General features: G+C 35.8%; 23 protein-coding genes. 2 read left to right on the top strand and 21 right to left on the bottom strand.

Annotated elements, in window-relative coordinates; translation table 11 throughout:
- Nucleotide 1: 1 nt before the first annotated feature.
- The 14 genes from rsgA to LPC09_RS09390 form a co-directional block, all read right to left on the bottom strand.
- Nucleotides 2-886, bottom strand: coding sequence for a ribosome small subunit-dependent GTPase A (gene rsgA / locus LPC09_RS09455; protein WP_231309468.1), 885 nt, complete (start codon nucleotides 884-886; stop codon nucleotides 2-4).
- A 113-nt stretch (nucleotides 887-999) separates the two neighbouring features.
- A complete protein-coding gene (gene pknB, locus LPC09_RS09450) occupies nucleotides 1,000-2,994 on the bottom strand; it encodes a Stk1 family PASTA domain-containing Ser/Thr kinase (protein ID WP_231309467.1) in 1,995 nt (664 codons plus the stop codon).
- Complete coding sequence (locus tag LPC09_RS09445) at nucleotides 2,988-3,743, bottom strand: Stp1/IreP family PP2C-type Ser/Thr phosphatase (protein ID WP_231309466.1); 756 nt, start codon at nucleotides 3,741-3,743, stop codon at nucleotides 2,988-2,990. Before LPC09_RS09445 ends, pknB begins: the two co-directional genes overlap by 7 nt.
- Nucleotides 3,744-3,748: 5 nt before the next feature.
- Nucleotides 3,749-4,870, bottom strand: coding sequence for a dual-specificity RNA methyltransferase RlmN (rlmN, locus tag LPC09_RS09440; protein ID WP_098796249.1), 1,122 nt, complete (start codon nucleotides 4,868-4,870; stop codon nucleotides 3,749-3,751).
- On the bottom strand, nucleotides 4,849-6,201 hold the full coding sequence (gene rsmB, locus LPC09_RS09435) for a 16S rRNA (cytosine(967)-C(5))-methyltransferase RsmB (protein ID WP_098796248.1): 1,353 nt from the start codon (nucleotides 6,199-6,201) through the stop codon (nucleotides 4,849-4,851). The genes rlmN and rsmB overlap by 22 nt, the downstream gene beginning before the upstream one ends.
- On the bottom strand, nucleotides 6,170-7,129 hold the full coding sequence (gene fmt / locus LPC09_RS09430; protein WP_098796247.1) for a methionyl-tRNA formyltransferase: 960 nt from the start codon (nucleotides 7,127-7,129) through the stop codon (nucleotides 6,170-6,172). Before fmt ends, rsmB begins: the two co-directional genes overlap by 32 nt.
- A gap of 5 nt (nucleotides 7,130-7,134) precedes the next feature.
- Nucleotides 7,135-7,617: a peptide deformylase gene (gene def, locus LPC09_RS09425; RefSeq protein ID WP_098796246.1), complete on the bottom strand. Its 483-nt coding sequence runs from the start codon at nucleotides 7,615-7,617 to the stop codon at nucleotides 7,135-7,137.
- A gap of 153 nt (nucleotides 7,618-7,770) precedes the next feature.
- The gene (gene priA / locus LPC09_RS09420) at nucleotides 7,771-10,188 is read right to left on the bottom strand and encodes a primosomal protein N' (protein ID WP_231309464.1); all 2,418 of its coding nucleotides are present in this window, start codon (nucleotides 10,186-10,188) and stop codon (nucleotides 7,771-7,773) included.
- Nucleotides 10,185-11,396 (bottom strand): bifunctional phosphopantothenoylcysteine decarboxylase/phosphopantothenate--cysteine ligase CoaBC, encoded by a 1,212-nt coding sequence (gene coaBC / locus LPC09_RS09415; protein ID WP_098796244.1) that lies wholly within the window; start codon nucleotides 11,394-11,396, stop codon nucleotides 10,185-10,187. Before coaBC ends, priA begins: the two co-directional genes overlap by 4 nt.
- Before the next feature lie 110 nt (nucleotides 11,397-11,506).
- Entirely contained in the window at nucleotides 11,507-11,707 is a 201-nt protein-coding gene (rpoZ, locus tag LPC09_RS09410; protein ID WP_098796243.1) for a DNA-directed RNA polymerase subunit omega, read from the bottom strand.
- Between the two features lies 1 nt (nucleotide 11,708).
- Complete coding sequence (gene gmk, locus LPC09_RS09405) at nucleotides 11,709-12,323, bottom strand: guanylate kinase (RefSeq protein ID WP_098796374.1); 615 nt, start codon at nucleotides 12,321-12,323, stop codon at nucleotides 11,709-11,711.
- 15 nt (nucleotides 12,324-12,338) lie between these two features.
- Nucleotides 12,339-12,602: an extracellular matrix/biofilm regulator RemA gene (remA, locus tag LPC09_RS09400; RefSeq protein WP_098796242.1), complete on the bottom strand. Its 264-nt coding sequence runs from the start codon at nucleotides 12,600-12,602 to the stop codon at nucleotides 12,339-12,341.
- 74 nt (nucleotides 12,603-12,676) lie between these two features.
- Nucleotides 12,677-13,540 carry a YicC/YloC family endoribonuclease gene (locus tag LPC09_RS09395; protein ID WP_231309463.1) on the bottom strand — a complete coding sequence of 288 codons (864 nt, stop codon included), beginning with the start codon at nucleotides 13,538-13,540 and terminating at the stop codon, nucleotides 12,677-12,679.
- A 277-nt stretch (nucleotides 13,541-13,817) separates the two neighbouring features.
- Nucleotides 13,818-16,496: a calcium-translocating P-type ATPase, SERCA-type gene (locus tag LPC09_RS09390; protein ID WP_098796240.1), complete on the bottom strand. Its 2,679-nt coding sequence runs from the start codon at nucleotides 16,494-16,496 to the stop codon at nucleotides 13,818-13,820.
- A gap of 291 nt (nucleotides 16,497-16,787) precedes the next feature.
- Between LPC09_RS09390 and LPC09_RS09385 the strand changes: the two genes are divergently transcribed.
- Nucleotides 16,788-18,503 (top strand): Rqc2 family fibronectin-binding protein, encoded by a 1,716-nt coding sequence (locus tag LPC09_RS09385; RefSeq protein WP_098796239.1) that lies wholly within the window; start codon nucleotides 16,788-16,790, stop codon nucleotides 18,501-18,503.
- A 141-nt stretch (nucleotides 18,504-18,644) separates the two neighbouring features.
- Nucleotides 18,645-19,562: a DMT family transporter gene (locus LPC09_RS09380; RefSeq protein WP_098796238.1), complete on the top strand. Its 918-nt coding sequence runs from the start codon at nucleotides 18,645-18,647 to the stop codon at nucleotides 19,560-19,562.
- 62 nt (nucleotides 19,563-19,624) lie between these two features.
- Here LPC09_RS09380 and LPC09_RS09375 read toward each other — a convergent pair.
- From LPC09_RS09375 to LPC09_RS09345, 7 genes are all read right to left on the bottom strand, one after another.
- Nucleotides 19,625-20,955, bottom strand: a protein-coding gene (locus LPC09_RS09375; protein ID WP_231307539.1) for an IS3 family transposase whose coding sequence is annotated in 2 segments (ribosomal slippage) — nucleotides 19,625-20,583 and nucleotides 20,583-20,955 — 1,332 coding nt in all. Because the reading frame shifts where the segments join, the coding sequence is not laid out codon by codon here.
- Between the two features lie 132 nt (nucleotides 20,956-21,087).
- Nucleotides 21,088-21,588, bottom strand: a complete 501-nt coding sequence (locus tag LPC09_RS09370) for a precorrin-2 dehydrogenase/sirohydrochlorin ferrochelatase family protein (RefSeq protein WP_176551015.1) — start codon at nucleotides 21,586-21,588, stop codon at nucleotides 21,088-21,090.
- The gene (locus LPC09_RS09365) at nucleotides 21,569-22,357 is read right to left on the bottom strand and encodes a sirohydrochlorin chelatase (protein ID WP_098796236.1); all 789 of its coding nucleotides are present in this window, start codon (nucleotides 22,355-22,357) and stop codon (nucleotides 21,569-21,571) included. Before LPC09_RS09365 ends, LPC09_RS09370 begins: the two co-directional genes overlap by 20 nt.
- The gene (cobA, locus tag LPC09_RS09360) at nucleotides 22,354-23,133 is read right to left on the bottom strand and encodes a uroporphyrinogen-III C-methyltransferase (RefSeq protein ID WP_098796235.1); all 780 of its coding nucleotides are present in this window, start codon (nucleotides 23,131-23,133) and stop codon (nucleotides 22,354-22,356) included. Before cobA ends, LPC09_RS09365 begins: the two co-directional genes overlap by 4 nt.
- 100 nt (nucleotides 23,134-23,233) lie before the next feature.
- On the bottom strand, nucleotides 23,234-23,842 hold the full coding sequence (cysC, locus tag LPC09_RS09355; RefSeq protein ID WP_098796234.1) for an adenylyl-sulfate kinase: 609 nt from the start codon (nucleotides 23,840-23,842) through the stop codon (nucleotides 23,234-23,236).
- Nucleotides 23,843-23,855: 13 nt separating this feature from the next.
- Complete coding sequence (gene sat / locus LPC09_RS09350; RefSeq protein ID WP_098796233.1) at nucleotides 23,856-24,995, bottom strand: sulfate adenylyltransferase; 1,140 nt, start codon at nucleotides 24,993-24,995, stop codon at nucleotides 23,856-23,858.
- Between the two features lie 90 nt (nucleotides 24,996-25,085).
- Nucleotides 25,086-26,153 (bottom strand): sulfate permease, encoded by a 1,068-nt coding sequence (locus LPC09_RS09345; RefSeq protein WP_098796232.1) that lies wholly within the window; start codon nucleotides 26,151-26,153, stop codon nucleotides 25,086-25,088.
- Nucleotide 26,154 lies beyond the last annotated feature (1 nt).

Here is a 26,154-nt window from a genome sequence, read left to right as displayed (position 1 = left end):
ATTAATACCTCGGCTTTCTATCTTTTATCTCTTCTACGAATGTTAAATAATGCTCATATCGGTATTGCGGTATTTCTCCTTTTTCAACAGCCTCTTTTACTGCACATTTTGGTTCTTTGACATGAGTGCATCCTCTGAATTTACAGCTACTACTTCGTTCACGCATCTCTGGAAAACAGTATGAAAGATCTTCCACCTCAATACCTGTAAAATCCAGTGAACTAAAACCAGGAGTATCTGCTACAAAACCTGTTCCTACTGAAATAAGTTCAACATGTCTTGTTGTATGCTTCCCCCGCCCTAAATGGGAAGAAATATCATTCGTTTTCAATTCTAGATCCGGTCTTAATACATTTAATAAAGAGGATTTCCCCACCCCTGATTGACCTGCAAAAACTGAAATATGGTCATTTAAATACGGTAGCAAATCATTTTCAACTGTTGATTCGACCGTTGAGGTTAACAAGACGGTATAACCTGCATTTTCATAATCTTTTGCATAAGACTGAACTTCTCCTCTTATTTTATCAGAGGATATAAGATCTGTTTTACTAATAACAATGATTGGAATGATCTCATTTGCTTCAATTAGTACAAGAAATCGATCAAGAAGCGTTGGACTAAAATCAGGCTCTACTGCAGAAAATACAAGAATAGCTTGATCAACATTACAAATAGGTGGTCTTACAAGTTCATTTTTACGATCAAAGACTTCAAGAATATATCCTTCCAAGTCATTTTCGGCTTGATATTCTACCTCGTCGCCTACAAGAGGTGTTATCTTATTCTTCCTAAATACACCTCTTCCTCTACACTGAACTAATCTCTCTTGATCTTGAACATAGTAAAAACCACTAAGAGCCTTCACAATTTTCCCTTGTGGCATGGATAACCTCCTTGGATGTGTTCCGATTAAATGATCGTGAATATTTACTAAAAAAGGCTATGCAAACATAAAAAAACTCTTTGCTATTTAGAATTCTCATTCGTCGTTCATTTCTATCCCTCTGGATAGGGAATAGTCTCAGTTATTACAATTTTATTATCCACAGTAATCTGATAAAAAGCTTTGTCATTTGGTGGTATTGTAAATTCTAATGTTTTTACCCGAGGACTAGTAATAGTAAAGGTTTCAAATACGTCTGATATAGAATGTTCTTCATCGTCAATTGAAATCTTCACTTCTAATTCTTTGCCCTGTTCTTCCGTTTCATAAGGGATTGTAACAGTTTTTGTTACTGTCTTAGAAGGCTTAGGCTCCGGACCAAGAGAATAGACAACTTCTAATGTTGTTTCTTTTGGTACAACTTCAGTACCAGCCTTTGGACTTTGCCTGATGAGTGAGCCTTTCTCCACTTCTGCTGAATACTCATCATCAACATTAACACTAAATCCTGTTTCTGAAATATATTTATTAACTTCTTCCTTTGTTTTCCCAACCAGATCCTCTATTTTCACTAGTTTTGGCCCTTTACTAACCGTAAATTCTACCACTGTGTCTTCTGGTACAACTTCTTCTCCGATTTCAGGATCTTGGGACAATATGTTACCAGCAGGTTCGGTCTCACTATATTCTTCTTTTACAACCTCTACTGTAAAGCCCTTCATTTCAAGAATAGAGGTAATACGATCAATTTTTCTTCCAACATAATCCTCTAATACCACTTTTTCTTTTCCTATACTTTCATAGATTGTAATAGTAGAGCCTTCCTTGATGATTTCATTTGCGGTTGGTTCTGTTTTAATAACATACCCCTCTTCAACCTCTTCATCTGTTACCAGCACTGGATCCGCCACTTCAAATCCACTATCAAGCAATATGTTAACAGCTTCTTCGTAGGACTTTCCTGTAACGTCCGGAACCTCAACATCCTTAGGAAGGAAAAAGGAAGGAATGATTGTAAAAGCAGCTATACCTGCAACAAGTAAAATCAAAAATACTGAAACGATAAAGGTAGCAAGCTTGCTTTTCTTCTTTTTGGGTTTCTTTTGCTTTTTTCCTTTATTGCTATTTTCTTCCTGATTGGAATTATTAAAATTCTCGTTACCAACAGGTTTTCTGACAATGGTGTCTTCTACCTTATGTTCATTAAAATTCTCATTTGTAATAATTGGTATAGCCTTGGTGGCTTCATCATCTTCAGGTATAGAAAAACGTTCCTCAGAAATTCTACTAACATCAAAGGCTGTTTCAAGATCCTTTTCCATTTCTTCTACTGAATCATAACGGTGAAACGGATCCTTAGCAGTCGATCTTAAAATTATGTTTTCAATACTTTGGGGTATGTCAGGATTCCACCTTTTAGGGGATGGAGTTTCTGATTGCAAATGCTTAAGGGCAATTGAGATAGCTGATTCTCCATCAAACGGTAATCGTCCAGTTAATAACTCAAATAAAACAATACCAATAGAGTAAATATCTGATTTTTTATTAGCCAGTCCACCTCTTGCTTGTTCAGGTGATAAATAGTGAACAGATCCTAATACTGAATTTGTTTGTGTTATGGTCGTTGAACTTAACGCTGTAGCAATTCCAAAATCTGTTACCTTCACATTTCCATGATGATCAATAAGAATATTATGCGGCTTTATGTCTCTATGAATAATTTGATTATCATGTGCGTGCTGAATGGCCGATGCAATTTGCACCATAATATTCACTGCTTTTCTTGGATGAACTGGTGCAAACTGTTGTATGTATTGTTTTAAAGTCTGGCCTTCCACGTACTCCATAACAATATAGTAAATACCGTCCTCTTCACCAACATCATATATACTTACGATATTTGGATGCGCCAAACTAGTTGCTGATTGTGCTTCTCTTCTAAATCGTTTAATAAATTCATCATCATTGGAAAAATCAAAGCGCAACACCTTCATTGCCACTTCGCGTTCTAGAATCATGTCTCGGGCTAGGTAAACGTTAGCCATGCCACCGCCACCTACAACTTCTAGAATTTTATATCGACCACTAATTCTTTTTCCTATTAGCACGGATCTTCACCTAATTTATTTGTCGACTTTTTTAGTATGATAATGGAAATATTATCTTCCCCTCCATTATCATTTGCCATTTGTACTAAATGGTTTGCAGTATGAGACAAATCTTTAGATTGAAGTAACTCATGCTCCAATGTCTCGTCAGATATTTTATTTGACAATCCATCAGAACAAAGCAATAGTACATCATTTTCCTCTAGTTCAATTGTTCTAACATCAAGATCAACCGTTTGTTCAGTTCCTAATGCTCTTAAAAGAACATTTTTACGAGGATGATGTTCTGCATCTTCCTTAGAAATTTGACCTGATCTTACCAATTCGTTAACAAGTGAATGATCTTGTGTAACTTGTTTAAAGCCACTATTATTTAAAAGGTAGCAGCGACTATCTCCGATATGACCGATGGTGGCAAAACTAGGTGTAACCAAAACTCCAACTATGGTTGTCCCCATTCCTTGACATTCCGAATTAGTTAGAGAATGCTCATAAACAGTTTTATTCACTTCTTCCACTTTTTCGATTAACCAAGCTTCAGCATCACTTGGTCCATTAATAGTTGGAGCTTGTTCCCATAATTCCTTAAAAGTAGAGATTGTCATTTGACTTGCAACATCTCCAGCCAAATGACCACCCATACCATCTGCTACTATTGCTAATATCCCCGTTTCATTTTCAAACACGCCAACACTATCTTCGTTATGTTGTCTAACCTTTCCCCTATCAGTCAAAAAAATGTGTTCCAAAATGGTCACCTCGTCTCCTCTTTACGCTCCTTAGCTCGAAGTTGGCCACACGCTGCATCAATATCATGTCCTTGTTCTCTTCTAGTTGTCACATTAACACCGTGCTTTTTAAGCGTATCTTCAAATAGTTTGATTTGCTCTTTTGGTGTACGAACATAGTTTCTTTCAGGTACATAGTTAACTGGAATTAAATTAATATGACATTTTAACCCTTTCACTAATTGTGCAAGTTCTTCAGCATGCTCTACCTGATCATTTTCTCCACCAAATAATCCATATTCAAAACTCACACGTCGTCCAGTCTTATCTACATAGTACCTTACTGCTTCCATAAGATCTGGTAGCTTGTATGCTTTATTAATGGGCATTAGCTTCGTTCTCAACTCAGTATTTGGTGCATGTAGAGAAATCGCAAAGTTAATTTGCAGCTTTTCATCAGCAAACTTATAAATTTTCGGAATAATACCACTAGTAGAAACTGTAATGTGTCGGGCTCCAATATTTAAGCCTTTATCATGATTAATAATTTTTAAGAATGACATCATTTCATCATAATTATCAAAAGGCTCACCTATTCCCATAATAACTACATGACTGACACGCTCTTCGAATTCGTCAAGGGCTTGTTGAACTTTTACAACTTGAGCAACAATTTCTCCAGCTTCTAAATTTCTTTTTAAACCACCTAAAGTTGAAGCACAGAATGTACATCCAATTCTACACCCAACTTGTGTCGTTACACATACAGAATTGCCATATTCATGTCTCATTAAAACCGTTTCAATAGAGTATCCATCATGAAGTTCAAAAAGAAACTTAATTGTCCCGTCTTTTGATGTTTGTTGAATTAAAGTATTTAATGTTGTTAAAGTAAAATTCTCATTTAATAGTGTTCTCAAGCTCTTTGAGAGATTTGACATATCCTCAAAGCTTGTTGCACGCTTTGTGTAAAGCCATTCAAAAACCTGGTTTGCTCTGAACGATTTTTCTCCATGTTCTTTTAGCCAATCTTCAAGCTCATGAAGTTCTAAAGAATATATGGATGGGTTGCTATTCTTCTCTAAGTTGTCTTTTTTAGTCCTCGTTGCTTTTGCTTGTTCCAATTTTAACCCTTCTTTCGTAAACATACTATATAAAATCCGTCTGTTCCAAAGTAATGTGGTAACAGTTGTACTTCTCCTCCATTAAAATATGGATGAAGGTTTTCAGGAAAATGATGAATTGCACCCTGATCAAGTTCAAACTCAGGATGATGTTTTAAGAATGATTGAATAACATCCGTGTTTTCTTCTCGGTCAATTGTACATGTACTATAAACTAACACACCATTACTTTTTAATAAAGGGGCAACAGCATGTAAGATATTTTTCTGTAACTCTGCAAGCTTTAGAACATCCTCAGGAGATTTTGTATATTTTATATCCGGCTTTCTTCGAATAACACCAAATCCCGAGCATGGCGCATCTACTAAAATTCGGTCAAACTTATTTTTCTCAAAACGCTCTCCTGCAAGTCTACTATCTAAAGCCTCTGCTTGAATATTTGTTAAATTAAGTCGTTCTGCTTGTTGTTTAATTAGCTTTACTTTGTGCTCATGAAGATCCAATGAGTGAACAGTACCTGTTCCTTCCATTCTTTCAGCTATATGTGTAGACTTTCCTCCAGGCGCAGCACAAGCATCTAAAATTGTTTCACCAATTTGTGGATTCAGCGCTCTTGCAACCAGCATTGAACTTTCATCCTGAATCGTTAAAAAACCTTCAGAGAATGCATCAGTCAAGGCAAGGTTTCCTTTTGTCCCTTTAATTGCATCAACCGCTAGATCACCATGTTCTACACTTACTCCATTTTGATTTAATGTCTTCATTAGTTCATCAACTGTCATTTTTGTTTGATTTACTCGGGCAGTTTGTGATGGTGGTGTTAGATTAGCTTCACACATTTTTTCTGTTTCTTCATACCCATACTGATCAATCCACTTTTCTACTAACCATTTTGGGTGACTCGTTTTAATCGAGAGTCTTTCAACAGGATCAGCAATCTGGTTTATATCTGATAAACCCTCTCTTTGTAGCGATCTTAGTACACCATTGACAAAAGAAGAAATTCCCTTATGTCCTCTTTTTTTAGCAATTTCTACTGCTTCAAAAAAAATTGCTCGCTCCGGTACACGATCTAGATAAACCATTTGATAAACTGAGATGCGAAGCAAAATTCTTACCCACGCATCGATTTTTTTTGTTTTCTTTATAAAGTTCTCTAAGTAATAATCAAGGGTATCTTTTCGTTGTAAAGTTCCATATACAATTTCAGTTAACAAAGAAATATCCTTTGTATTCACTTGATATTTCTTAATCATAGAATTTAAAAGTAAGTTACTGTATGCTTGATTTTTTTCAATTTGAAGTAATGTCTCAACAGCCACATCACGTACGGTCATTTTGTTTTTCATCTTCATCGCCTAATTTCTCACCAACTGTCATTGTGGTACCTCTTAAATAATCTTCCCCACGCATTCTTTTTTTACCTGAAGGTTGTAACTCCGTTATTTTTATCGCAGTATCATTTCCTGTTGCAACAACAATCCCATCTTGGTCAAATCCAATAATCGTTCCTGGAGTAGATTCATTTTTATTTACGACCTTCTCACTCCACCATATTTTTAGTGGTTGATTTTGAAAGCTAGTAAACGCAACAGGCCATGGGTTAAGTCCTCTTATTTGGTTATATATTTCCTCTCCAGGCTTCGTCCAATCAATCATTTCTTGTTCCCGTTTAATATTAGAAGCAAAAGTAGCTTTAGAATCATCCTGCTTTTGCGGTACTATTTTCCCTTCTAATAATGGTGGAATAGTATCTATTAAGAGCTTAACTCCTACTTCACTAAGCTTGTCATGGAGAGTACCTACTGTATCTTTTTCATCAATTTCAACTTCAGCTTGTGTTAAAATATCTCCAGCATCCAGCTTTTCAGCCATATACATGATGGTAATACCTGTTTTAGTTTTCCCTTGTAAGATCGAATAATGAATTGGTGCTCCACCTCTTAATTCTGGTAATAGTGAAGCATGAACATTAATACATCCATGTTTAGGGGCTTCTAAGAGCTCTTTAGGTAAAATTTGACCAAAAGCAGCTGTTACAATTAAATCTGGTTCCAATTCCAAAACAGTTTCAACTTCATGACGAATTTTTTCTGGTTGAAGAACCTTAATATTATGTTTCTCAGCTTCAACTTTAACAGGAGGAGGAGTTAATGTTTTCTTTCTTCCTTTTGGCCGATCAGGTTGAGTAACAACTCCTACAACATTATAGCCCTCTTCAACCAGTCTTCTTAAAACCGGAACAGAAAAATCAGGTGTTCCCATAAAAACAATTTTTGTCATTACATTCATCCTTCCGCACTTTCAAGATCTTCTTCTTCTAAATACTTTTCTACTTTTGATGTAAATAAAATTCCTTCTAAGTGATCCATTTCGTGTTGAATGGCACGAGCAAGGAACCCTTCAGCCTCGATTACTTTCACTTTTCCTTTACGATTATATGTACGAACTTTCACATAATCTGCCCGGCTTACTTCGCCAAATAAACCTGGAAAGCTTAAACATCCTTCAGGACCTGTCTGCTTCCCGCGTTGCTCTATTATTTCAGGATTAATTAACTCGATTGTCCCGTGGTGATCATCTATATCAACAATCGCAATTTGTTGAGAAATGCCTATCTGTGGTGCAGCTAAACCTACCCCATCATTTTCTATCATGGTATCGTACATATCACCTAAGAGCTTTGTTAATTTTTTATCAAAAACTGTTACTTTGTCACACGGCCTTTCTAATACTTCATCCGGAAACATAACAATCTGTTTTACAGCCAAAAAAATTCCTCCAAACGTTTACAGATCTTTATAAAATAAATTATGTATGGAATGGTAAAAACAGAGTATTTCTGAATTTAACCATTCGGATATTCCTTAAAATTAAAATATATAATTCTTGATGATTGCTATTTATAGCTAAGTAAGTAAATGTTACATCATTGTGTTTGGACTTAAATCTATCGTAATCGCTAGATCATCTGAACTCATTTCTTGCTGAAAGTGATCAATGATTTTGCGTAAAGTCTCATGTAAGTTGTTTTCCCGTTTGTATTTTACCATGCATTGATATCGATATCTATCTTTGATCCTTGGGATAGGTGATGCGACTGGTCCGAGGATTTTTGTAGTACTCGATAAATTTCGGTTTAAGTACTGAACGATTTTTTCCGTTACAGCAACTACTTTTGTAATTTCAGGATGAGAAATTGTTATAAGTGTTAAGTAATAATAAGGTGGGTATGCATGTGATTTTCGAAGAAACATCTCTTGTTCATAAAAAGCATCATAATCATATTGACTTGCTAATTGGATACTATAATGTTCTGGTGTATATGTTTGAATGATAACTTCACCATGAAGCTCATGTCTTCCTGCTCTCCCACTTACTTGTGTTAATAGCTGAAATGTTTTTTCAGACGCTCGGAAGTCAGGTAAGTGCAGCATTGTGTCGGCAGTTAGAACTCCAACTAAGGTTACATCTGGAAAATCAAGGCCTTTTGCAATCATTTGTGTACCAAGTAAAATATCCGCTTCTTTATTTCCGAACATTGTTAATAATTTTTCGTGAGCACCTTTTTTCCCAGTTGTATCAACATCCATTCTGATAATCCGAGATTCTGGTAACACTTTAACCAATTCTTCTTCAACTCTTTGTGTACCTGTTCCAAAAAATCTTATGTGTTCACTTTGACATTCCGGACAAACCTTTGGCATATGCTCTTCATGTCCACAATAATGACATTTAAGTTGTTGTCCAAATCTATGGTAAGTTAGGGAAATATCACAGTGTGGGCATTGAATGACAAATCCACAGTCACGACACATAACAAACGAGGAGTAACCTCTTTTATTCAGGAATAGGACTGATTGCTCTCCCTTTTCTAGTCTTTCAGTTAACTTTTCTATTAATGAGGTAGAAAACATTGAACGATTTCCATTTCGTAATTCTTCTCTCATGTCAACAATATCAACAGCTGGCATAGACCTTTTATTCACACGCTCTTTTAAAGAAAGAAGCTTGTACACACCTTTTTGAGCACGAGCAAATGATTCTAATGTTGGTGTTGCACTCCCTAATACAACCGGACAATGGTGGTTTCTAGCCCGATAAATAGCAACATCTCGAGCATGATATCGAGGATTCTCTTCTTGCTTATAACTTGATTCATGTTCTTCATCAATAATAATCATACCTAAGTTTTCAAATGGAGCAAAAATCGCCGACCTGGCTCCTACAACTAATTGAACTTCTTTACGCTGTATCTTTCTCCATTCATCATATTTTTCACCTGTTGAAAGTCCACTATGAAGAACAGCCACTTTTGAACCAAATCTTCCTTTGAATCTATTTACCATTTGTGGTGTAAGTGAAATTTCTGGAACTAGTACGATCGCTTCTTTTCCATTTTTCAACACTTCTTCAATCGATTGAAGATAAACCTCGGTTTTCCCACTTCCTGTTACCCCATACATTAGAAATACATGATGTTCGTTTTCTTCTATTGAAGATAAAATTGGCTTAATCGCTTGCTGTTGTTCATGATTCAATAATAGCGCATTTGTTTTCTTGAATTCACGGTCTTGATAGGGGTCACGATAAACCTCTTGATATTTTTCACTTAAAATTTCTTTTGCAATCAATGCTTTAACAGAGGCATCTGATACATTCGTTGCTGCTAGTAAATCTTGTAAAGTTATAGTCTTCACTTCATTATCTTTAAAATATTGCAGCACTTCTAATTGCTTTTTAGCGTTAACAGGTATGTTATTCATCTTATCTTCAAGCTCGGAAAAAGAAACATTAAGATTAATCATTTTAATTCTTTTTTTATTTCCCTTTTGTTTTACTTTATAGATAAGCTCCACATACCCATTTTCAATATCTTTTTGTATCGTTTTTAAAGAGACAACTTGTTCGATCTCTTTAAAATCAACTTGACTTTGTTTTTGAAAGAACGGTTTTAATTGATCAGAAATATTAAGAAGGTGTTCATCTTGTGTTAAAGATAACACTTTTTCATATTTCGCTTTCATAGCGGCTGGTAGCATGGCTTGAAAGGCAGAGATCTTAAAACATAGTGTTTTTTCTGTTAACCAGTGACCAACTTGTAATAGCTCTTTTGTTAAACAAGGCGTTAAATCCAGACATTCAGTAATCGATTTTAAACGTTTAAAATCAGAATGTTCTTTTGTCTCAACTACAAATCCTTGAATCTTTCTTGGTCCAAACGGTACAACGACCCGCATACCTGGTGTTAAAAAGCCTTGCCACTCTTCAGGTATTTTATAATCAAAGGACCGATCTGTTTGCATTGAAGGAACATCAACGATTACACTCGCATACTTCATCCATTAACATCCTTTAACATGTCTTTAACTTTTAATAGTAAGTTCTTAGCCACTTCTTTTTTGGACATAAGTGGAAGTTCCATTTTGTTTAAGAATTTATCATAAATTGTAACAATATTTGTGTCTGTTCCAAACCCGGCCCCTTCCGTTGTGACATTATTAGCCACAATTAAGTCAAGGTTTTTAGTTGCCAATTTCTTTTTGGCATACACATCAAGATCATTTGTTTCTGCGGCAAACCCTACTAACAATTGATGTGATTTTTTTTGTCCTAGCTCTTTAAGGATGTCTGTTGTTTTAGCAAGTTCAATTGTTAAATTTTCACTTTGTTTTTTTAGCTTTTGCTCATGTATGCTTATTGGTCGGTAATCTGCCACAGCAGCTGACTTAATAACAATATCCATGTTTGGATAACGTTTCATTACTTGCTCATACATTTCTTGAGCTGATTCAATGTTAATTGTTGTTACATTTGGTGGTGTTATTGAAGTCGGTCCTGTTATTAGAGTTACATTTGCTCCAAGCTTTGCAGCCTCCTCAGCAATTGCATAGCCCATTTTACCTGTAGAATGATTCGTAAAATATCTTACGGGATCTACCTTTTCTCTCGTTGGACCTGCAGTTACCATTATGTTAAATCCACTTAATGGTATTCCAAATTCCCTTTGTTCAAAAAAATTAGTTAACAAAGAGACTATTTTTTCCGGTTCTTCTAATCTACCTTTCCCGACATATCCACAAGCTAAAAAACCTTCACTAGGCTCAATAAAACGGTATCCAAAGTCATAAAGTGTTTGGATATTTTTCTGTACTGCTGGATGGTCGTACATATGTACATTCATTGCTGGGGCGATCCAAACATTTGCTGTGGTAGCTAATAATGTTGTCGTTAACATATTATCTGCTATACCATTAGCAAGTTTCCCAATAATATTTGCAGTCGCTGGAGCAACAAGAACAAGATCCGCCCAATCAGCAAGATCTATATGAGCAATAACCTTTGAGTTTTTTTCATCAAAAGTGTCGTAATACACATCATTTCTTGAAAGAGCTTGAAATGTTAAAGGTGAGACAAACTCAATGGCTGAATCACTCATAATGACTTTTACTTCTGCACCAGCTTGTACTAATTTACTAGTTAATGCAGCAGCCTTATATACAGCAATACCTCCACTTACGCATAATAATATTTTTTTTCTTGATAACATGATTCCCCCACCTACTCACATCATTTTATTATTTATATTGTTAGGTTGAAAAATATCCTACACCCTGAAAAAAATAACAACCTAATTCTAGGTTGTTATCATATAAACAATTATTTTTCAGTTCGTTTGTAATTTAAAAGTCCAGCATTAATTTCTTCAAGAGCCTTTCCAACATACTTATATGAAACCGGCTTTACGATCTGTTGATCACTTAACTCCTGCATTTCACGCGCACGTTTAGCTGCAACTGTTACCAACGTGTACTTAGAATCTAATTTATTCATTAAAACATCAATAGATGGATATAACATATTATTCAACCTCCAGAATTTTTTTATATCTAGGTGCTACTCGTTCACGACGGCAATGTTCTGCTGTAACAATCGCTTTTATTCGATCACAAGCAAATAAAACATTATCATTTTCTACGACATAGTCATAGGCATCCATCATGATAATTTCTTCCTTTGCTACCTTCATACGATTGTTAATAAGTTCTTCTGACTCGGTACCTCTTGTAACTATTCTGTTTTTAAGCTCATTTAAGCTTGGTGGACTTAAAAAGATAAAAAGTCCTTCAGGAAATGCATTTCTTACCTGTAAGGCACCTTGCACCTCTATTTCTAAGAACACATCCTTACCCTCACTCAATGTTTTTTCTACATAATCAACTGGTGTACCATAATAGTTTCCTACGTATTCTGCCCATTCAAGCAACTTATTTTGAGTAATTAAATCTTCAAATTCCTCTCGAGATTTAAAGAAATAGTCAACTCCATCCACTTCTCCTTCACGTGGTTTTCTCGTTGTCATTGAAATGGAATATTCAAATGCTGTATCCTCTTGTGAAAATAACTCTTTTCTAACCGTTCCTTTTCCTACACCTGAAGGCCCTGATAGGACGATTAATAATCCTCTTTCTTTAATCAATGCTTCTATTCCCTACCCTTCATCTGATACCTCATCTTTATTTGAAAGCCTTTGAGCAACTGTTTCCGGCTGAACAGCTGAAAGAATAATATGATCGCTATCCATAATAACAACTGCTCTAGTCCGACGGCCGTATGTTGCATCAATTAACATACCTCTGTCTCTTGCGTCTTGAATAATCCTCTTAATTGGAGCTGATTCAGGACTAACAATGGAAATAATTCGATTCGCGGAAACAATGTTTCCAAAACCGATATTAATAAGTTTAATGCTCATAAATATGCTCCCCCTGGTTATAGACAAAACTATTTTTGCCTTTTAAGCCCTTTTATAATCAATGGTTATTAAACCTATTCAATATTTTGAACTTGTTCCTTCAATTTTTCAATAATACTTTTTAATTCGACGACATTTTTTGCAATTGTCCCATCATTTGCTTTGGAACCAATCGTGTTTGCCTCTCTATTTAGCTCTTGAACAATAAAATCCAATTTTCTACCAACTGGTTCTTTTGTTTGTAGAGTTTGCTTAAATTGTCGAACATGACTATGTATTCTAATAATCTCTTCGCTAATATCTACTTTATCAGCAAAAAGGGCTACTTCTGTCAAAATACGTGTTTCATCAATCTTTCCTGATAAAAATTCAGAAACACGTTTACTTATTCTTTCTCGGTATTGGTCCACCACTAAAGGAGCCATCTTTTGAAGGTCACCATTAATCTCAGCCAACAAATCCAACCGCTTATTAATATCAATAGCCAGTTGTTCACCTTCTACTTTTCTCATATCAGCTAATTGCTTTACAGCTACTTCGACAAGTTGAATTAATTCATCTTCAACCTCATCGCTCGACAATGATTCCTCACGTATGTCCATACCTTCTCCTAGGGATAGAATATGATTTAAAGAAAGATCATCCTTAATAGAGAAGTGTTTTTTTATTTGCTGTAATGATTCAGTATACTGATCTAACAAACCCCAATCAACATGAATTGTTTTCGATGACTGCAATTCACCCTCTAGATTAATATAAACCTCTATCCGTCCCCGACTTATGTATGTTGATAAAAGCTTTTTAATTTTATCTTCAATACTTAGTAATTGCTTTGGCATTTTAATTTGGATATCCAAAAAACGGTGGTTAACCGACTTCATTTCAACCGTAAAAAGACAGGATTGTATCTGACCACTTGAACGGCCAAAGCCAGTCATACTTAGTACCACTATGTATCACATCTCTTTCTCGTACGAACTTATTGGCCCATCAGCTTTTTTAAAACGTGTATTGATTCGGATAACAGGTATTTATTTACAGGCAGTCTTACCCGTTCAAGGCTTTATGTATGTATAGTTGCTTACAGTACCAATAAAATAGATCATTATGAAATCAACAAGTAAGATAGCTATATATCATAAAATATCATGTATATAATCCAACAAGCAAAGGGGATGACTTTGTGGGTCACCCCCTTTAGGATTATAACATAATCTAAGCTGATTTTCTTGTTAAAAGTGATCCAGCAAGTAAAAAAGTTGGAATTGCGGACAATCCGAGTATCAATAACCAATCTCTCGCAAGTATTGGAAATGTGTGGAAAATAGGTTGCAGCGGCGGATAATAAATAACAACAAGCATAAGCAAGATTGATGAAATGACAGCTCCGATTAAATATATATTACCAAAAGGATTACGCTCAAAAATAGACTTTTCACTTCGACAATCAAATACATGTATCAACTGCGCCATAACTAAAGTTGCAAAAGCTATAGTTTGTGCGTATGCTAGCTCATCAGGATTTCTGTAATAAACAATCATGAAGGCTGCTAAGGTTACTATACCTATTAAAAAACCTCGTGATATTACTTTCCAACCTAGACCCCTAGCAAATACACCTTCTTTAGGGTGTCGAGGCTTACGTCTCATCAAATCACCTTCAGGCTGATCTAGCCCAAGAGCCATCGCTGGCAGACCATCTGTTACTAAATTTACCCAAAGAATCTGAATTGGGACTAATGGTAAAGGAAGAGCTAAGATCATGGCAAATAGCATAACCAATATTTCACCGACATTTGATGCGAGAAGGTAGCGAATAAACTTTCGTATATTTTCATAGATATTACGGCCTTCTTTTATCGCAGATTTAATTGTGGCAAAGTTGTCATCTACTAAGACAAGTGATGAAGCTTCTTTGGCAACATCTGTTCCTGTAATCCCCATGGATATACCTATATCTGCCGCTTTAATAGCTGGAGCATCGTTTACCCCATCCCCTGTCATCGCAACAATATGTCCCCGATTTTGTAATGCTTTTACGATCTTCAGTTTATGCTCCGGTGACACTCGTGCAAAAACATAGACATCATCAACAATGGTTTCTAGTTCATCAACAGAAAGATTAGATAACTCTTTCCCTTCCATTACTTTCCCATTATGAGGAAGAATGTTTAATTGCTTAGCAATTGCTTTTGCAGTTATAACATGATCTCCTGTTATCATCACCGTTTTTATTCCAGCATCACGACATTCTTTAACAGCCTGTTTCACTTCAGGACGAGGCGGATCAATCATGCCCTGTAAACCAATAAACACCAAGTCTTTTTCTGCTTCAAAGCTTGAGTTAATTTTATCAGTTGATTTTAATGGCTTGAAGGCTACAGCAATAGTTCGTAATGCTTGAGAAGCCAGTGATTCAATTGCATGTTTTACTTTCCCTTCATACTTGCTGTTTAAAACCTCTTGTCTTTCATTCCATAATATATTACTAGAAACACCTAGTAACACATCAGGAGCACCTTTTGTGACAACAAAACGATTACCTGATTTATCCTTAACAACTACACTCATCATCTTTCTTGTAGAGTCAAACGGAAATTCGTCCACAACTTCAAAATTTTTCTGTAAGGTTTCACGCTTAATTCCAGCTTTCATAGCAGAAACAACAAGCGCACCATCTGTCGGGTCTCCGTCTAAACGATACTGACCCTCGCTTTCAATTATTGAAGCGCTATTACATAAAGAACCAAATGTTAATATTTGTTGAAGAGTTCTTGTATTATTTACATCAACCTGTTGATCATCATATAAAAATTCACCGTGTGGATGATATCCCGTTCCAGTTACATTCCAAACCTTATCACCAGACCAGATATGTGTTACGGTCATTTTGTTTTGAGTCATTGTTCCGGTTTTATCGGAACAAATTACAGAGGCACAGCCTAATGTTTCAACAGCTGGAAGTTTTCGAACAATTGATTTTTGTTTGATCATTCGTTGAACACCAAGAGATAGAGCTACTGTTACAATAGCTGGAAGTCCCTCAGGAATGGCTGCAACTGCCAATGAAACACCTGCTAAAAACATATTATAAAGATCATGTCCCTGTATTACACCAATTCCAACAACTAGAACTGTTAAAGCTAATGCAACAACAATGAGAATCTTCCCTAACTGCTCTAGACGTCGTTGAAGAGGTGTTTCCATTGTTTCTGCATTTTGCAGAAGATCTGCAATTTGTCCCATTGCGGTATTCATACCGGTACCTATAACCACACCAATTCCGGATCCTCTTGTAATAAGAGTTCCCATAAAGACCATATTCGTTAAATCACCTAGTCCAACTTCTTCACCTGCAATAGGTTGAGTTGATTTTTGGACAGGAAGTGATTCTCCTGTAAGGGCAGACTCTTCAACTTCTAGACTCTTCGTATCTAGTAATCTCATGTCAGCGCCAATTCGATCACCACTCGAAAACTTGACAATATCTCCCGGCACTAACTCTTTCGATAAAATTTTCTCCCATTGCCCATTTCTTAACACATTCACTTGTGGTGCAGATAATTCTTTTAATGCTTCTAATGATCGTTCTGCTTTTCTTTCTTGAAAGAAGCCTAGTACGCCGTTGACAACAACGATGGCTATAATGGCAATAGCATCAATATATTCGCCTAACAGTCCTGAAATGAGTGTAGCGGCTAATAAAACAAGAACCATAAAATCTTTAAATTGACTTAAAAATATAATTATAGCTGATGGTCTATCAGCCTCTTTTAATTCATTTAATCCAAACTTCTGGGTTCGCTTTTGTACCTCCTTACTTGTTAATCCTGAATCTCCGTCCGTATTAATGGAATCCATCACTTCATCTGATCTCATCTCATGCCACTTCATGAATCACCTACACACCCCTTTAAAACAAAAAAATTTTCGAAGTCTTTTGCATTTATTGCAAAGTTCAACTTGTACTTGTCTAGCCTATAAGACAACTTATTCAGCCTCGTCCTAAAACATGCTATAATCATTTAGAAAAGTTATTTAATTTGAAAGGTTTCACTAATTATTTGCTACCCTAGAGTTAATTGTGGTAAATGATTTAACAGTCTTATAAGACGAAACCGGAGGATCGTAACCGAGAAGAATTTACTTATACACCTTGCGTGTTTACAAAAAGGAGTTTGTGCCATGTCTTTTGATGGTTTATTTACATATGCAATTACTGAAGAACTAAAGAGCGTATTATTAAACGGAAAGATTACAAAAATCCATCAGCCCTATAAATATGATCTTATTTTTCAAGTAAGGTCGGCTGGAAAAAACCATAAACTTTTCCTATCTGCTCACCCTAGTTATGCTCGAATTCATTTAACGAACGAGAGCTATGAAAACCCTAGTGAGCCCCCAATGTTTTGTATGCTTTTGAGAAAGCATTTAGAAGGTGGAGTCATAGAAAAGATTGAACAACCTGAGATGGAAAGAATCATCATCTTTGATATTAGAAGCAGAAATGAGCTTGGTGACATAACCGTAAAAAGACTTATGGTTGAAATAATGGGAAGACATAGTAATATCATACTTGTCGATAAAGATCGCGAAATGATTTTAGATAGTGTAAAACACCTTTCACCAGCGGTTAATCGCCATAGAACGGTATTACCTGGTCATCCGTATGTATTGCCACCTGGCCAAGAAAAAGTAAATCCTCTGAGCGCTGATGAAGATTTACTTCTAAAAAAATTAGATTTTAATACCGGAAGAATTGATCAACAGCTTGTACAAAATTTTGCGGGAATTTCTCCGTTATTCGCCAAAGAGGTCACCTTGCGCGCTGGGTTAGTAAATCGCAAAACACTACCGAATGCTTTTTTAGATATAGTATCGGATGTAAAAGAACATAAATTTGAACCTACTATATATGAACTAGATAATCGTGAGCAGTTCTATATGATCCGCCTTGCTCATTTAACAGAAGCAAAAACAAAGAGTTTTTCAACTATCTCTGAAACATTGGATCGGTACTATTACGGAAAAGCTGAACGAGATCGAGTGAAACAGCAAGGAAATGACTTAGAGCGATTTATGGTTAATGAAAAGAAAAAGAACGAAAAGAAAATTAAAAAACTCACAGCTACTCTCGATCAAGCTGAAAAAGCAAATGAATTTCAATTATACGGGGAATTGATTACGGCAAATATTTATGCGATAAGCAAAGGTGATAAACAGGCTGAAGTGATAAACTACTATGATGAAGAAAACAATATGATTACCATTCCATTAGATGTTCAAAAAACTCCATCAGAAAATGCTCAGAAGTACTTTTCGAAATATCAAAAGGCTAAAAATTCGGTGGAAGTGGTTCATGAGCAAATTGAAATAGCAGAACGTGAAATTGACTATTTTGATAGCCTTATTCAACAGATTGAGTCTGCTTCACCCAAAGACATCGAGGAGATTCGTGAGGAATTAATAGAGGGAGCCTACTTAAAACAAAGACAGTCTAAAAACATAAAAAAGAAGAAATCTCAAAAGCCCGTTCTTGAGCATTACTCTTCTTCAGATGGTACTGAAATCATTGTCGGTAAAAACAATAAACAAAATGAGTATTTAACAAACAGATTTGCTGCCCGTGATGACATCTGGTTACACACCAAAGACATCCCTGGGTCACATGTTGTGATACGAAGCAGTAATCCATCAGAAGAGACAATACTGGAAGCTGCCAATATCGCTGCATACTTTAGTAAAGCTAAAAGCTCCAGCTCTGTCCCTGTTGATTTCACTGCCATTCGCCATGTAAAAAAACCAAGTGGCTCTAAGCCTGGTTATGTAATTTATGATCATCAACAAACTGTTTATGTAACTCCAAACGAAGATTTAGTATTTCAACTTCGTAAGGGGTAATAGTTGAAAAGAGCGTTGATCTATTCAATGCTCTTTTTTCTATGACTATCAATTAGATATGTATTTTGTAAAATTATACAAATTCACTCTTGATTTTGATAAGATTAGATTTGCATTATTTAACGAGAGGAAGGGAACATTTTGAAAAAAAATATAGCCTATCTATCTATACTTTCAGGGGCAGCACTATGGGGATTGATAGGACTTTTTGTTACCTATCTCTATGAAGCTGGATTTACCCCAACTCATGTAGTGGCAATTCGTGCATTATCCGCGTCTTCATTTTTGCTCATTTTTATTCTTATTAAAAATAAAAAAGCCTTAAAAATCAAATTTTCAGATAGTAAATATTTTATCGGAACCGGTATTATTAGTATTGTTTTTTTTAACTGGTGTTTGTTTCAATGTATGAAGGAAACGTCCATTTCTGTAGCAAGCATTCTATTATATACCGCTCCCGCGTTTGTTACGATTTTTTCAAGATTATTTTTTAAAGAAGCCCTAACATTGCGAAAAATTTCTGCACTTTTCATTACTTTTTTGGGTTGTACATTAGTCATTGGTCTGTTTCCATCCACAAGTCAATCGGTTTCGATTTATGGATTAATACTTGGGTTAGGTTCAGGATTTTTCTATGCCTTATACAGTATTTTCGGTAAGTTTGCACTTCAAAAATATTCTTCATTAACGGTTACAGTTTATACATTTATCTTTGCAGCACTCGCAATTACACCGGTAAGTGGGATATGGGAGATGGGGTATTTATTATCAAGATCCGATGTTTGGCTTTCCATTTTAGGACTTGGCTTATTTTCAACTTTATTTGCTTTTTTACTATATACGAAAGGTCTTGAAACGGTTGAATCAAGTCGCGCTTCCATCATGGCTACTGTAGAACCAGTAGTGGCCTCTCTTGTTGGCTTTTTCGTCTTTAAGGAAATGCTTAGCCTATGGCAATATATCGGTATATTCTTCGTATTAGTAGCAGTATTTATTGTTCAGGAAAAAAAACGAAAACCTACTGAAGACAGCCCCTCTATAGCTAGTGAGATTATATAATAATAAAAGGGAATGACTCTTTAAAATGTACCCTTTGTAAAGGACAGTTTTAAAAAAAGGCATTAAGCAGCCTGAAGAAGATGATCTCTGTATTTTACAGGGGTCATCTTTTTTAGGTTCCATTGATATCTATGATGGTTATAGTAAGTGATGTATTTGTCTATTTCGCGTTTTAGTTCGTCCAAAGTTTTACATGGCTTAATATTTGCTTCGTCTTTAAGGTGGCCAAAGAATGATTCTATTGGTGCGTTATCCCAACAGTTTCCCCGTCTAGACATAGATTGCCGTAATCCCATTTTCTTCACAAGCTTTTGGAATCCTGGATGGGTGTAGTGAGTTCCTTGATCTGAATGAATGAGAGCGTCTTTAGCTTTCTTATAGTTTCGGTTCTTCTTTAACTTGTGCAAGGTGTTTGTAGCTAACTCCATGGTGATACGATCCGATAGATGATAAGCTAGAATTTCACCTGTTGATCCATCTTTAATTACTGATAAATAAGCTCTTTGGCCATTATGGTAATGCATATAAGTGATGTCAGTAAGAAGTACGTTATATGGAATCCCTTGCTTAAATTGGCGGTTTAATATGTTTGGCACAACGCGATGTTCTTGGGTTGCCTTCATCATTCTTTTATATGGGTTAGCTTTTCTAATAGGACAGAAAATATTGTATTTCTTCATAATTCTGCGAACACGTTTCAAATTAAAGACACACTGAAATTGACCCGCCAATGTCATCTTAATTTGGCGTGCCCCTTTCTTTCGACCTTTAAAGTGGAAGGCTTTTAAAATTAATGCTTTAGCTTCTTCATCCCTCACTTCCTGACGTTTCCTTTGTTCTTCGGACTTAGCTGAGAAATAATTATAGTAACCACTTCGTGACACCCCGGCAACGTCACAAAGGAATTTCACCATGTGTTTTAGGTTGTATTTTTCAATAACCTCACGAATAAGAATGTACCTCTGACTAGAAGGAAGCCTTACTTCTTCAGCCCCCTTTCTAACATACGAATCTTTTTTAGGAGTTCATTTTCTGCCTTTACAAGATTCATCTTAGCTTCTAATCTTGCATACTTCTCCTCAAGGGACAGTTCTTTTACTCGCGGTCTTCCAGAATTATTTTTCCTAGTGTCTTTAAGCCCCAACAAGCCTTCAGTTTTATAAGTGTTTCTCCAACGCTCTGAAGAAGATTTAATTCTTTGCATGCCAATAATTTCAACATCAAATCCAGCTTCTTCAAAGATTTGTCTTGAAAGCTTCCCCTTACTGAATTCAGATACAAAATGTTGTTTAAACTCATCCGAGTAAGTAATTCCCTTTGAACTGACCGATTTCACATATGGGTTTTTAGATAATAGTTTGATTTCTTTTTCTGTAAATAGCTTTTTACTCATGATTCTCCGTCTCCAAGTTATGTCTGTAGTTGTGATGCTTACATTATACAAAAAAGCACCCTATAGAGAGAGCACTTTTTTTAAGTGTCTACTCTATAGGGTACATTTTACTTAAACCGAGTACATTCCCTTTTATTTTCTCTGCTTTTTCTTTAATCTCTGTTCGTAGAGGTGATCAAGCTTTTCGATAAACTCGTCATCAAATTGATTAGACAAGTTTTCACAAATTTCTTTTGCAAGCTTTGGGCTTGCACCATTAGTAGATACTGATAGGGAAAGTCTTCCCCTTTTAACAGACTTTGGAACAAGGAAGTTTCCTTTATCTACATTGCTTACTACATTAACCAGCTGAAACTTGTTTGCATTTTCTGCTACCCATTCGTTTATAGAAGGATGCTCAGTTGCTGCAATAATGATATGTGCATTTTCCAAATCACTAAGTTCAACTTCTTTTTTCACCCAATTTAAAAGGTTCTCGTCATGTAGATTCTCTATTTCTTTCACAACATCAGGACTCACAACCGTAATTTCTGCCCCTTCCTCAAGAAATAAAGATAATCTTCTGTACGCAATTTTCCCGCCACCAATGATTAGAACCAAACGATCTTTTACATCAATATGAAGTGGGAGCATGTTGTTTTCCTTTATGAAAGGTATACAAACCATCAGTATTTTCTATAGCTTCATGAACACGTTCAACAAATAGATCAAGTAAAATCGGGTGAGGGCCTAAATACGAACATACCTCAACCTTTCGATCTCCCCAATTATATTGTTTAACAGTATGATCAATTTCCTTCTTTAACAATCCGGTAAATATTAAATAAGGAATGATGAAAAGAGATTGTTCATCTGAATTGAAAACATCTTCAATCATTTGACTAAATTTAGGCTCAGCAGCTGTTAAAAAGCAAGTATGTACCTTTTTAACACCTGATTTATTCTGGAGAAAATCTGCAATTTGGTTCAAGTCATTTACTACATCCATGTCGCTGCTTCCTCTTCCGACAAGGATTGCCGTTCTGGAGCTATCAGTTGGTGATTTTTCATTCATTTTATCAACCAGCATTTCCGCTAAACGTAGATCAACACCAATTGGTTTTCCATAGGTAACACGAACTGATGGAAAAAGCGATGAAACATGCTTAACTTCTTCTGGAATATCACTTTTAGCGTGAGCAGCAGTTAATAAAAGTAAAGGAATCACGGCGATGTCTGTCGCACCTTGACTAACACAATTTTTAAATCCTTCCTCAATAGAGGGCTCGGCTAGCTCCAAAAAACACACTTCCTGGACTTTTGCATTTATTCTTGGTTTAACCTTTGAAATAAATTCAATGGCTTCTTCACGAGCTTTTGGTACTCGACTTCCATGACAAACATATAAAACAGCTTGTTTCATAGTAATAGAGCCTCACTTTGTGCATTTTTTGCAATTACTTCTTCATACCAACTTAATTTTTCTCTTAAAGAAACAACCTCACCTACAATAATCATGCTAGGGTTTGTTATTTTTTCTTGTAACACACGTTGATAAATGTTTTCTAATGTCCCTGTGACCGTGCGTTGAACATTAGTAGTCCCCCAGTGTATAACCGCAACCGGTGTTTGAGAATTTTTCCCATGCTTCATTAGTTGTTCCTGAATATAAGGTAAATTGCTAACACCCATATAAATAGCTAATGTATCAATTCCTTTCGCAAGGGATTCCCATTTCGTATCCTCATCAATACCGTCTCTTCGATGACCAGTAACAAAAGCAACACTACCGCTTAAATCCCGATGTGTTACTGGAATTCCTGCATATGCTGCTGCGGCAACACCTGAAGTGATCCCAGGAATGATTTCATAGGGGATATGATGTTTAGCTAGGGCTTCAGCTTCTTCTCCTCCCCGACCGAAAATAAACGGATCGCCACCTTTAAGCCTTGTAACGATTTTTCCACTTTTAGCATATTTAACAAGAAAAGTATTAATCGTTTCTTGTTTCATTGTATGATAGTTAGGTAGCTTCCCACAATAAACAAGCTCACAATTTTCTTTAGCATGTTTTAAAATTTCTTTATTAACTAAACGATCATAAAGAATAACATCTGATTTTTGAATACATTTTAATGCCTTAATTGTAAGCAAATCTTCATCTCCAGGGCCTGCTCCCACTAAAAAAACCTTCGCCATGCATTCTCCCCCCTTTTCTAGTTGCGTATTGTAAGGTATTAGATATCATCAAATGAAAGTAATAGCAATTGGAATTCACCAATTGCTATTACTTCGACCACTATTTATTTTCTTGAATGAATCCTTTTTCAACAAGGAAACTTACGATTTGTTTAACAGATTGTTCTATGTCTTGGGTTTCTGTGTCAACTATTATAGCAGGGTTTTCAGGTTCCTCATATGGTGAATCAATACCAGTGAAATGTTTAATTTCATTGTTTCTTGCCTTTTTATATAATCCCTTAGGGTCACGTACTTCACATTCATCTAACGAACACTTTACATATACTTCGAAGAATTCATTTTCCGAAAGAATGTCCTTTACTTGCTGGCGATCTTCCCGGAATGGTGAAATAAACGCTGTTAACACAATTTGCCCACTATCAACAAACAGCTTTGACACCTCACCAATTCGGCGAATATTTTCTTTGCGATCTTCATCAGTAAAACCTAAATCTTTATTTAAGCCATGACGGATATTGTCCCCATCTAACACATAGGTTTGAATATTATTTTCAAACAAGTATCTTGCAAGGGCATTTGCAAGGGTTGATTTACCCGACCCTGAAAGACCAGTAAACCATAAAACATAGCTTCCGTAATTATTTTTCTTTCTTCTCTCTTCTTTTGTGACAGATGCATCATGCCACACAATGTTATTTGCAGCCATTGTTCCTACCTCCTTATGCATTTACCGTTTCTTTCATACCTCTAATTAAAACTTCTACAACCTCTTTGCGGCTGAATGTGCTAGGAGGTAATTCACCATTACGAAGCATTTCACGTACTTTTGTACCTGATAAAATAACTCGGTCTTCTTTACCATGTGGGCATGTTTTTGATGAAGCCATACCTTCACATTTTATGCAATAGAAACTATGCTCAAAGAACATTGGTGTAATTCCTAATTCATCTGCAGTAAAATTAGAAAAGATAAGTTGTGCATCATAAGTTCCATAATAATCGCCTACACCAGCATGGTCTCTACCAACAATAAAATGTGTACAACCATAATTCTTACGAACTAAGGCATGGAAAATCGCTTCACGCGGTCCAGCATATCGCATAGCAGCTGGGAATACAGCTAAATGTACACGATCTGAAGGATAATAGTTTTTTAATAAAACCTGATAGCTTTCCATACGAATATGTGCTGGAATATCATCAGATTTTGTTTCCCCTACTAATGGATTTAAGAATAAACCATCTACAGTTTCTAATGCTGTTTTCTGGATATATTCATGAGCACGGTGAACAGGATTACGTGTTTGGAAGCCTACGATTGTCTTCCAATTTAGTTCTTCGAATTTAGCTCTTGATTCTTTAGGATCAAGATAGAAATCTGCAAATTTCTTTTCCGGGCGATGAACTAATGTTACCTCTCCTCCAACATAAACATTACCACGTTCGAACATTTTCTTAACACCAGGATGTGCAAGATCATCTGTACGATAAACATTAACTGCCTCTTTTTGTTTATCAGGAGTATAGATATCCGAAACCTTAATTGTGCCATATGTAACTTCATCAAGCACAAGGCGAACTTCGTCACCAACTGCTAAAGTAGATGCCTTCTCTTCTGATACTGGTAATGTAATAGGGATACTCCATACCACACCATTTTTCAGTTTCATATTCTCTACTACAGACTCATAATCTTCTTGAGTTAAGAACCCTTCAATTGGGCTGTAACCACCTATAGAAATTAGTTCAAGATCACTTAGAGAGATTGCATCTAGTTCAATTTCTTTCTCAATATGTGATACATCTGTTCCTAGTGATAATTTTTGAATTAATGTTCCTCCATGTGGAAGTAAGCTCATTTTCATTTCCTCCAATTAAAATGTAATAGACCAAAATTATTAAACTGATTGATTCTTACAGAAATCCAATCAGTTTAATAGGAATAATAGTTATATTCCTCCACCTTCTTCGTGTACAGCACGCTTTTCTTGTTTGCTTGCTTTCATTAAAGTGTTTGCGCCAATTGTAGCTAGCAAAAGACTTGCTAATACAAAAATTGTATATAAATCACTTTCTATAAACAACTGCACTAAGAAGTAACTCATCGTTAGTGACACAAGTGGAGAAATTAACCATACCATAAGCATATTTTTTACGATTTTTTGTTGAAAGATGTTTGACCCAGATTTTGCAATACCAATTCCTAAAATCGACGAGGTCGTAATTTGAGTAAGAGGCACAGGTATACCAAAGATGGAAGCTACAATAACAAGCGTAGCACCAGTACCAGAAATCAAGACACCTTCAATTTTTGAGAAGCTCGTTATTTTCTTACCGTTTGTCTCTAAAACACGTCTCCCTAAAAGAAGAGCACCTAGAGCAACAAACACTCCTCCAATTAATGTTCCTTTTGAAACCGTTAGAATACCAGCACTTACAAGTGGTCCAACAGCATTTGCCACGTTATTCATCCCCGCTGAAAATGCTTCAAAGAAACCAGCAAATATAAGTAAATATGTTATCACCTTTCCTTCAAAGCTATACTTTTGAGTCAGCTTAAAGGAATGAAGGATTTTTATAAAAAGAAAGGCAATGGCAAACGCAACGATCGGAACAATAATCCAAAACATAATGATATAGAGTAAATTATTAACATATAAGGCTTGGTACGCTATACCAACACCAACTACAGATCCCACCGTTACCTCACTTGTAGAAAGTGGTATTCCTAAAAGATTGGACAAGAATAAGGAAAAAGTAGCTGAAAAGAGGATAATAACAACCATTTTTATCGATATAAGCGATGATGGAATGATTCCAGAACTTATTGTTTTGACAACTTCTCCACCGCCAATAACAGCTCCTAATATGACCCCTATCCCACATAATATAAGCGCATTTCTCGGTCGTAAAATCGCTCCTGAGCCATATGCAACCCCCATTGAGGCAGCTGCACCGCTCGCCCCAATGTTCATTGCAAAAAAGAAGCTAATAATGATGGCAATGATTTCTAACATG

The sequence above is a fragment of the Metabacillus sp. B2-18 genome, assembly GCF_021117275.1.
In the GTDB taxonomy this organism is placed as follows: Bacteria; Bacillota; Bacilli; order Bacillales; family Bacillaceae; genus Metabacillus.
This window is presented reverse-complemented; position numbering and strand designations above follow the sequence as displayed.

Excerpts from the sequence above, each read along its gene's own strand:
- rsmB (WP_098796248.1), bottom strand. The coding sequence starts at position 6,201 with ATGAAGATGAAAAACAAAATGACCGTACGTGATGTGGCTGTTGAGACA.
- rpoZ (WP_098796243.1), bottom strand. The coding sequence starts at position 11,707 with ATGTTATATCCATCTATTGATGTTTTAATGAATAAATTAGATTCTAAG.
- coaBC (WP_098796244.1), bottom strand. The coding sequence starts at position 11,396 with ATGTTATCAAGAAAAAAAATATTATTATGCGTAAGTGGAGGTATTGCT.
- cobA (WP_098796235.1), bottom strand. The coding sequence starts at position 23,133 with ATGGCGAAGGTTTTTTTAGTGGGAGCAGGCCCTGGAGATGAAGATTTG.
- remA (WP_098796242.1), bottom strand. The coding sequence starts at position 12,602 with ATGAGCATTAAACTTATTAATATCGGTTTTGGAAACATTGTTTCCGCG.
- sat (WP_098796233.1), bottom strand. The coding sequence starts at position 24,995 with ATGAGCTTACTTCCACATGGAGGAACATTAATTCAAAAATTATCACTA.
- LPC09_RS09365 (WP_098796236.1), bottom strand. The coding sequence starts at position 22,357 with ATGAAACAAGCTGTTTTATATGTTTGTCATGGAAGTCGAGTACCAAAA.
- fmt (WP_098796247.1), bottom strand. The coding sequence starts at position 7,129 with ATGACAAAAATTGTTTTTATGGGAACACCTGATTTTTCTGTTCCGGTT.
- cysC (WP_098796234.1), bottom strand. The coding sequence starts at position 23,842 with ATGGCTGCAAATAACATTGTGTGGCATGATGCATCTGTCACAAAAGAA.
- priA (WP_231309464.1), bottom strand. The coding sequence starts at position 10,188 with ATGAAGTATGCGAGTGTAATCGTTGATGTTCCTTCAATGCAAACAGAT.
- rlmN (WP_098796249.1), bottom strand. The coding sequence starts at position 4,870 with ATGTTTACGAAAGAAGGGTTAAAATTGGAACAAGCAAAAGCAACGAGG.
- LPC09_RS09385 (WP_098796239.1), top strand. The coding sequence starts at position 16,788 with ATGTCTTTTGATGGTTTATTTACATATGCAATTACTGAAGAACTAAAG.
- rsgA (WP_231309468.1), bottom strand. The coding sequence starts at position 886 with ATGCCACAAGGGAAAATTGTGAAGGCTCTTAGTGGTTTTTACTATGTT.
- LPC09_RS09395 (WP_231309463.1), bottom strand. The coding sequence starts at position 13,540 with ATGACTGGCTTTGGCCGTTCAAGTGGTCAGATACAATCCTGTCTTTTT.
- LPC09_RS09345 (WP_098796232.1), bottom strand. The coding sequence starts at position 26,153 with ATGTTAGAAATCATTGCCATCATTATTAGCTTCTTTTTTGCAATGAAC.
- LPC09_RS09370 (WP_176551015.1), bottom strand. The coding sequence starts at position 21,588 with ATGCTCCCACTTCATATTGATGTAAAAGATCGTTTGGTTCTAATCATT.
- LPC09_RS09390 (WP_098796240.1), bottom strand. The coding sequence starts at position 16,496 with ATGAAGTGGCATGAGATGAGATCAGATGAAGTGATGGATTCCATTAAT.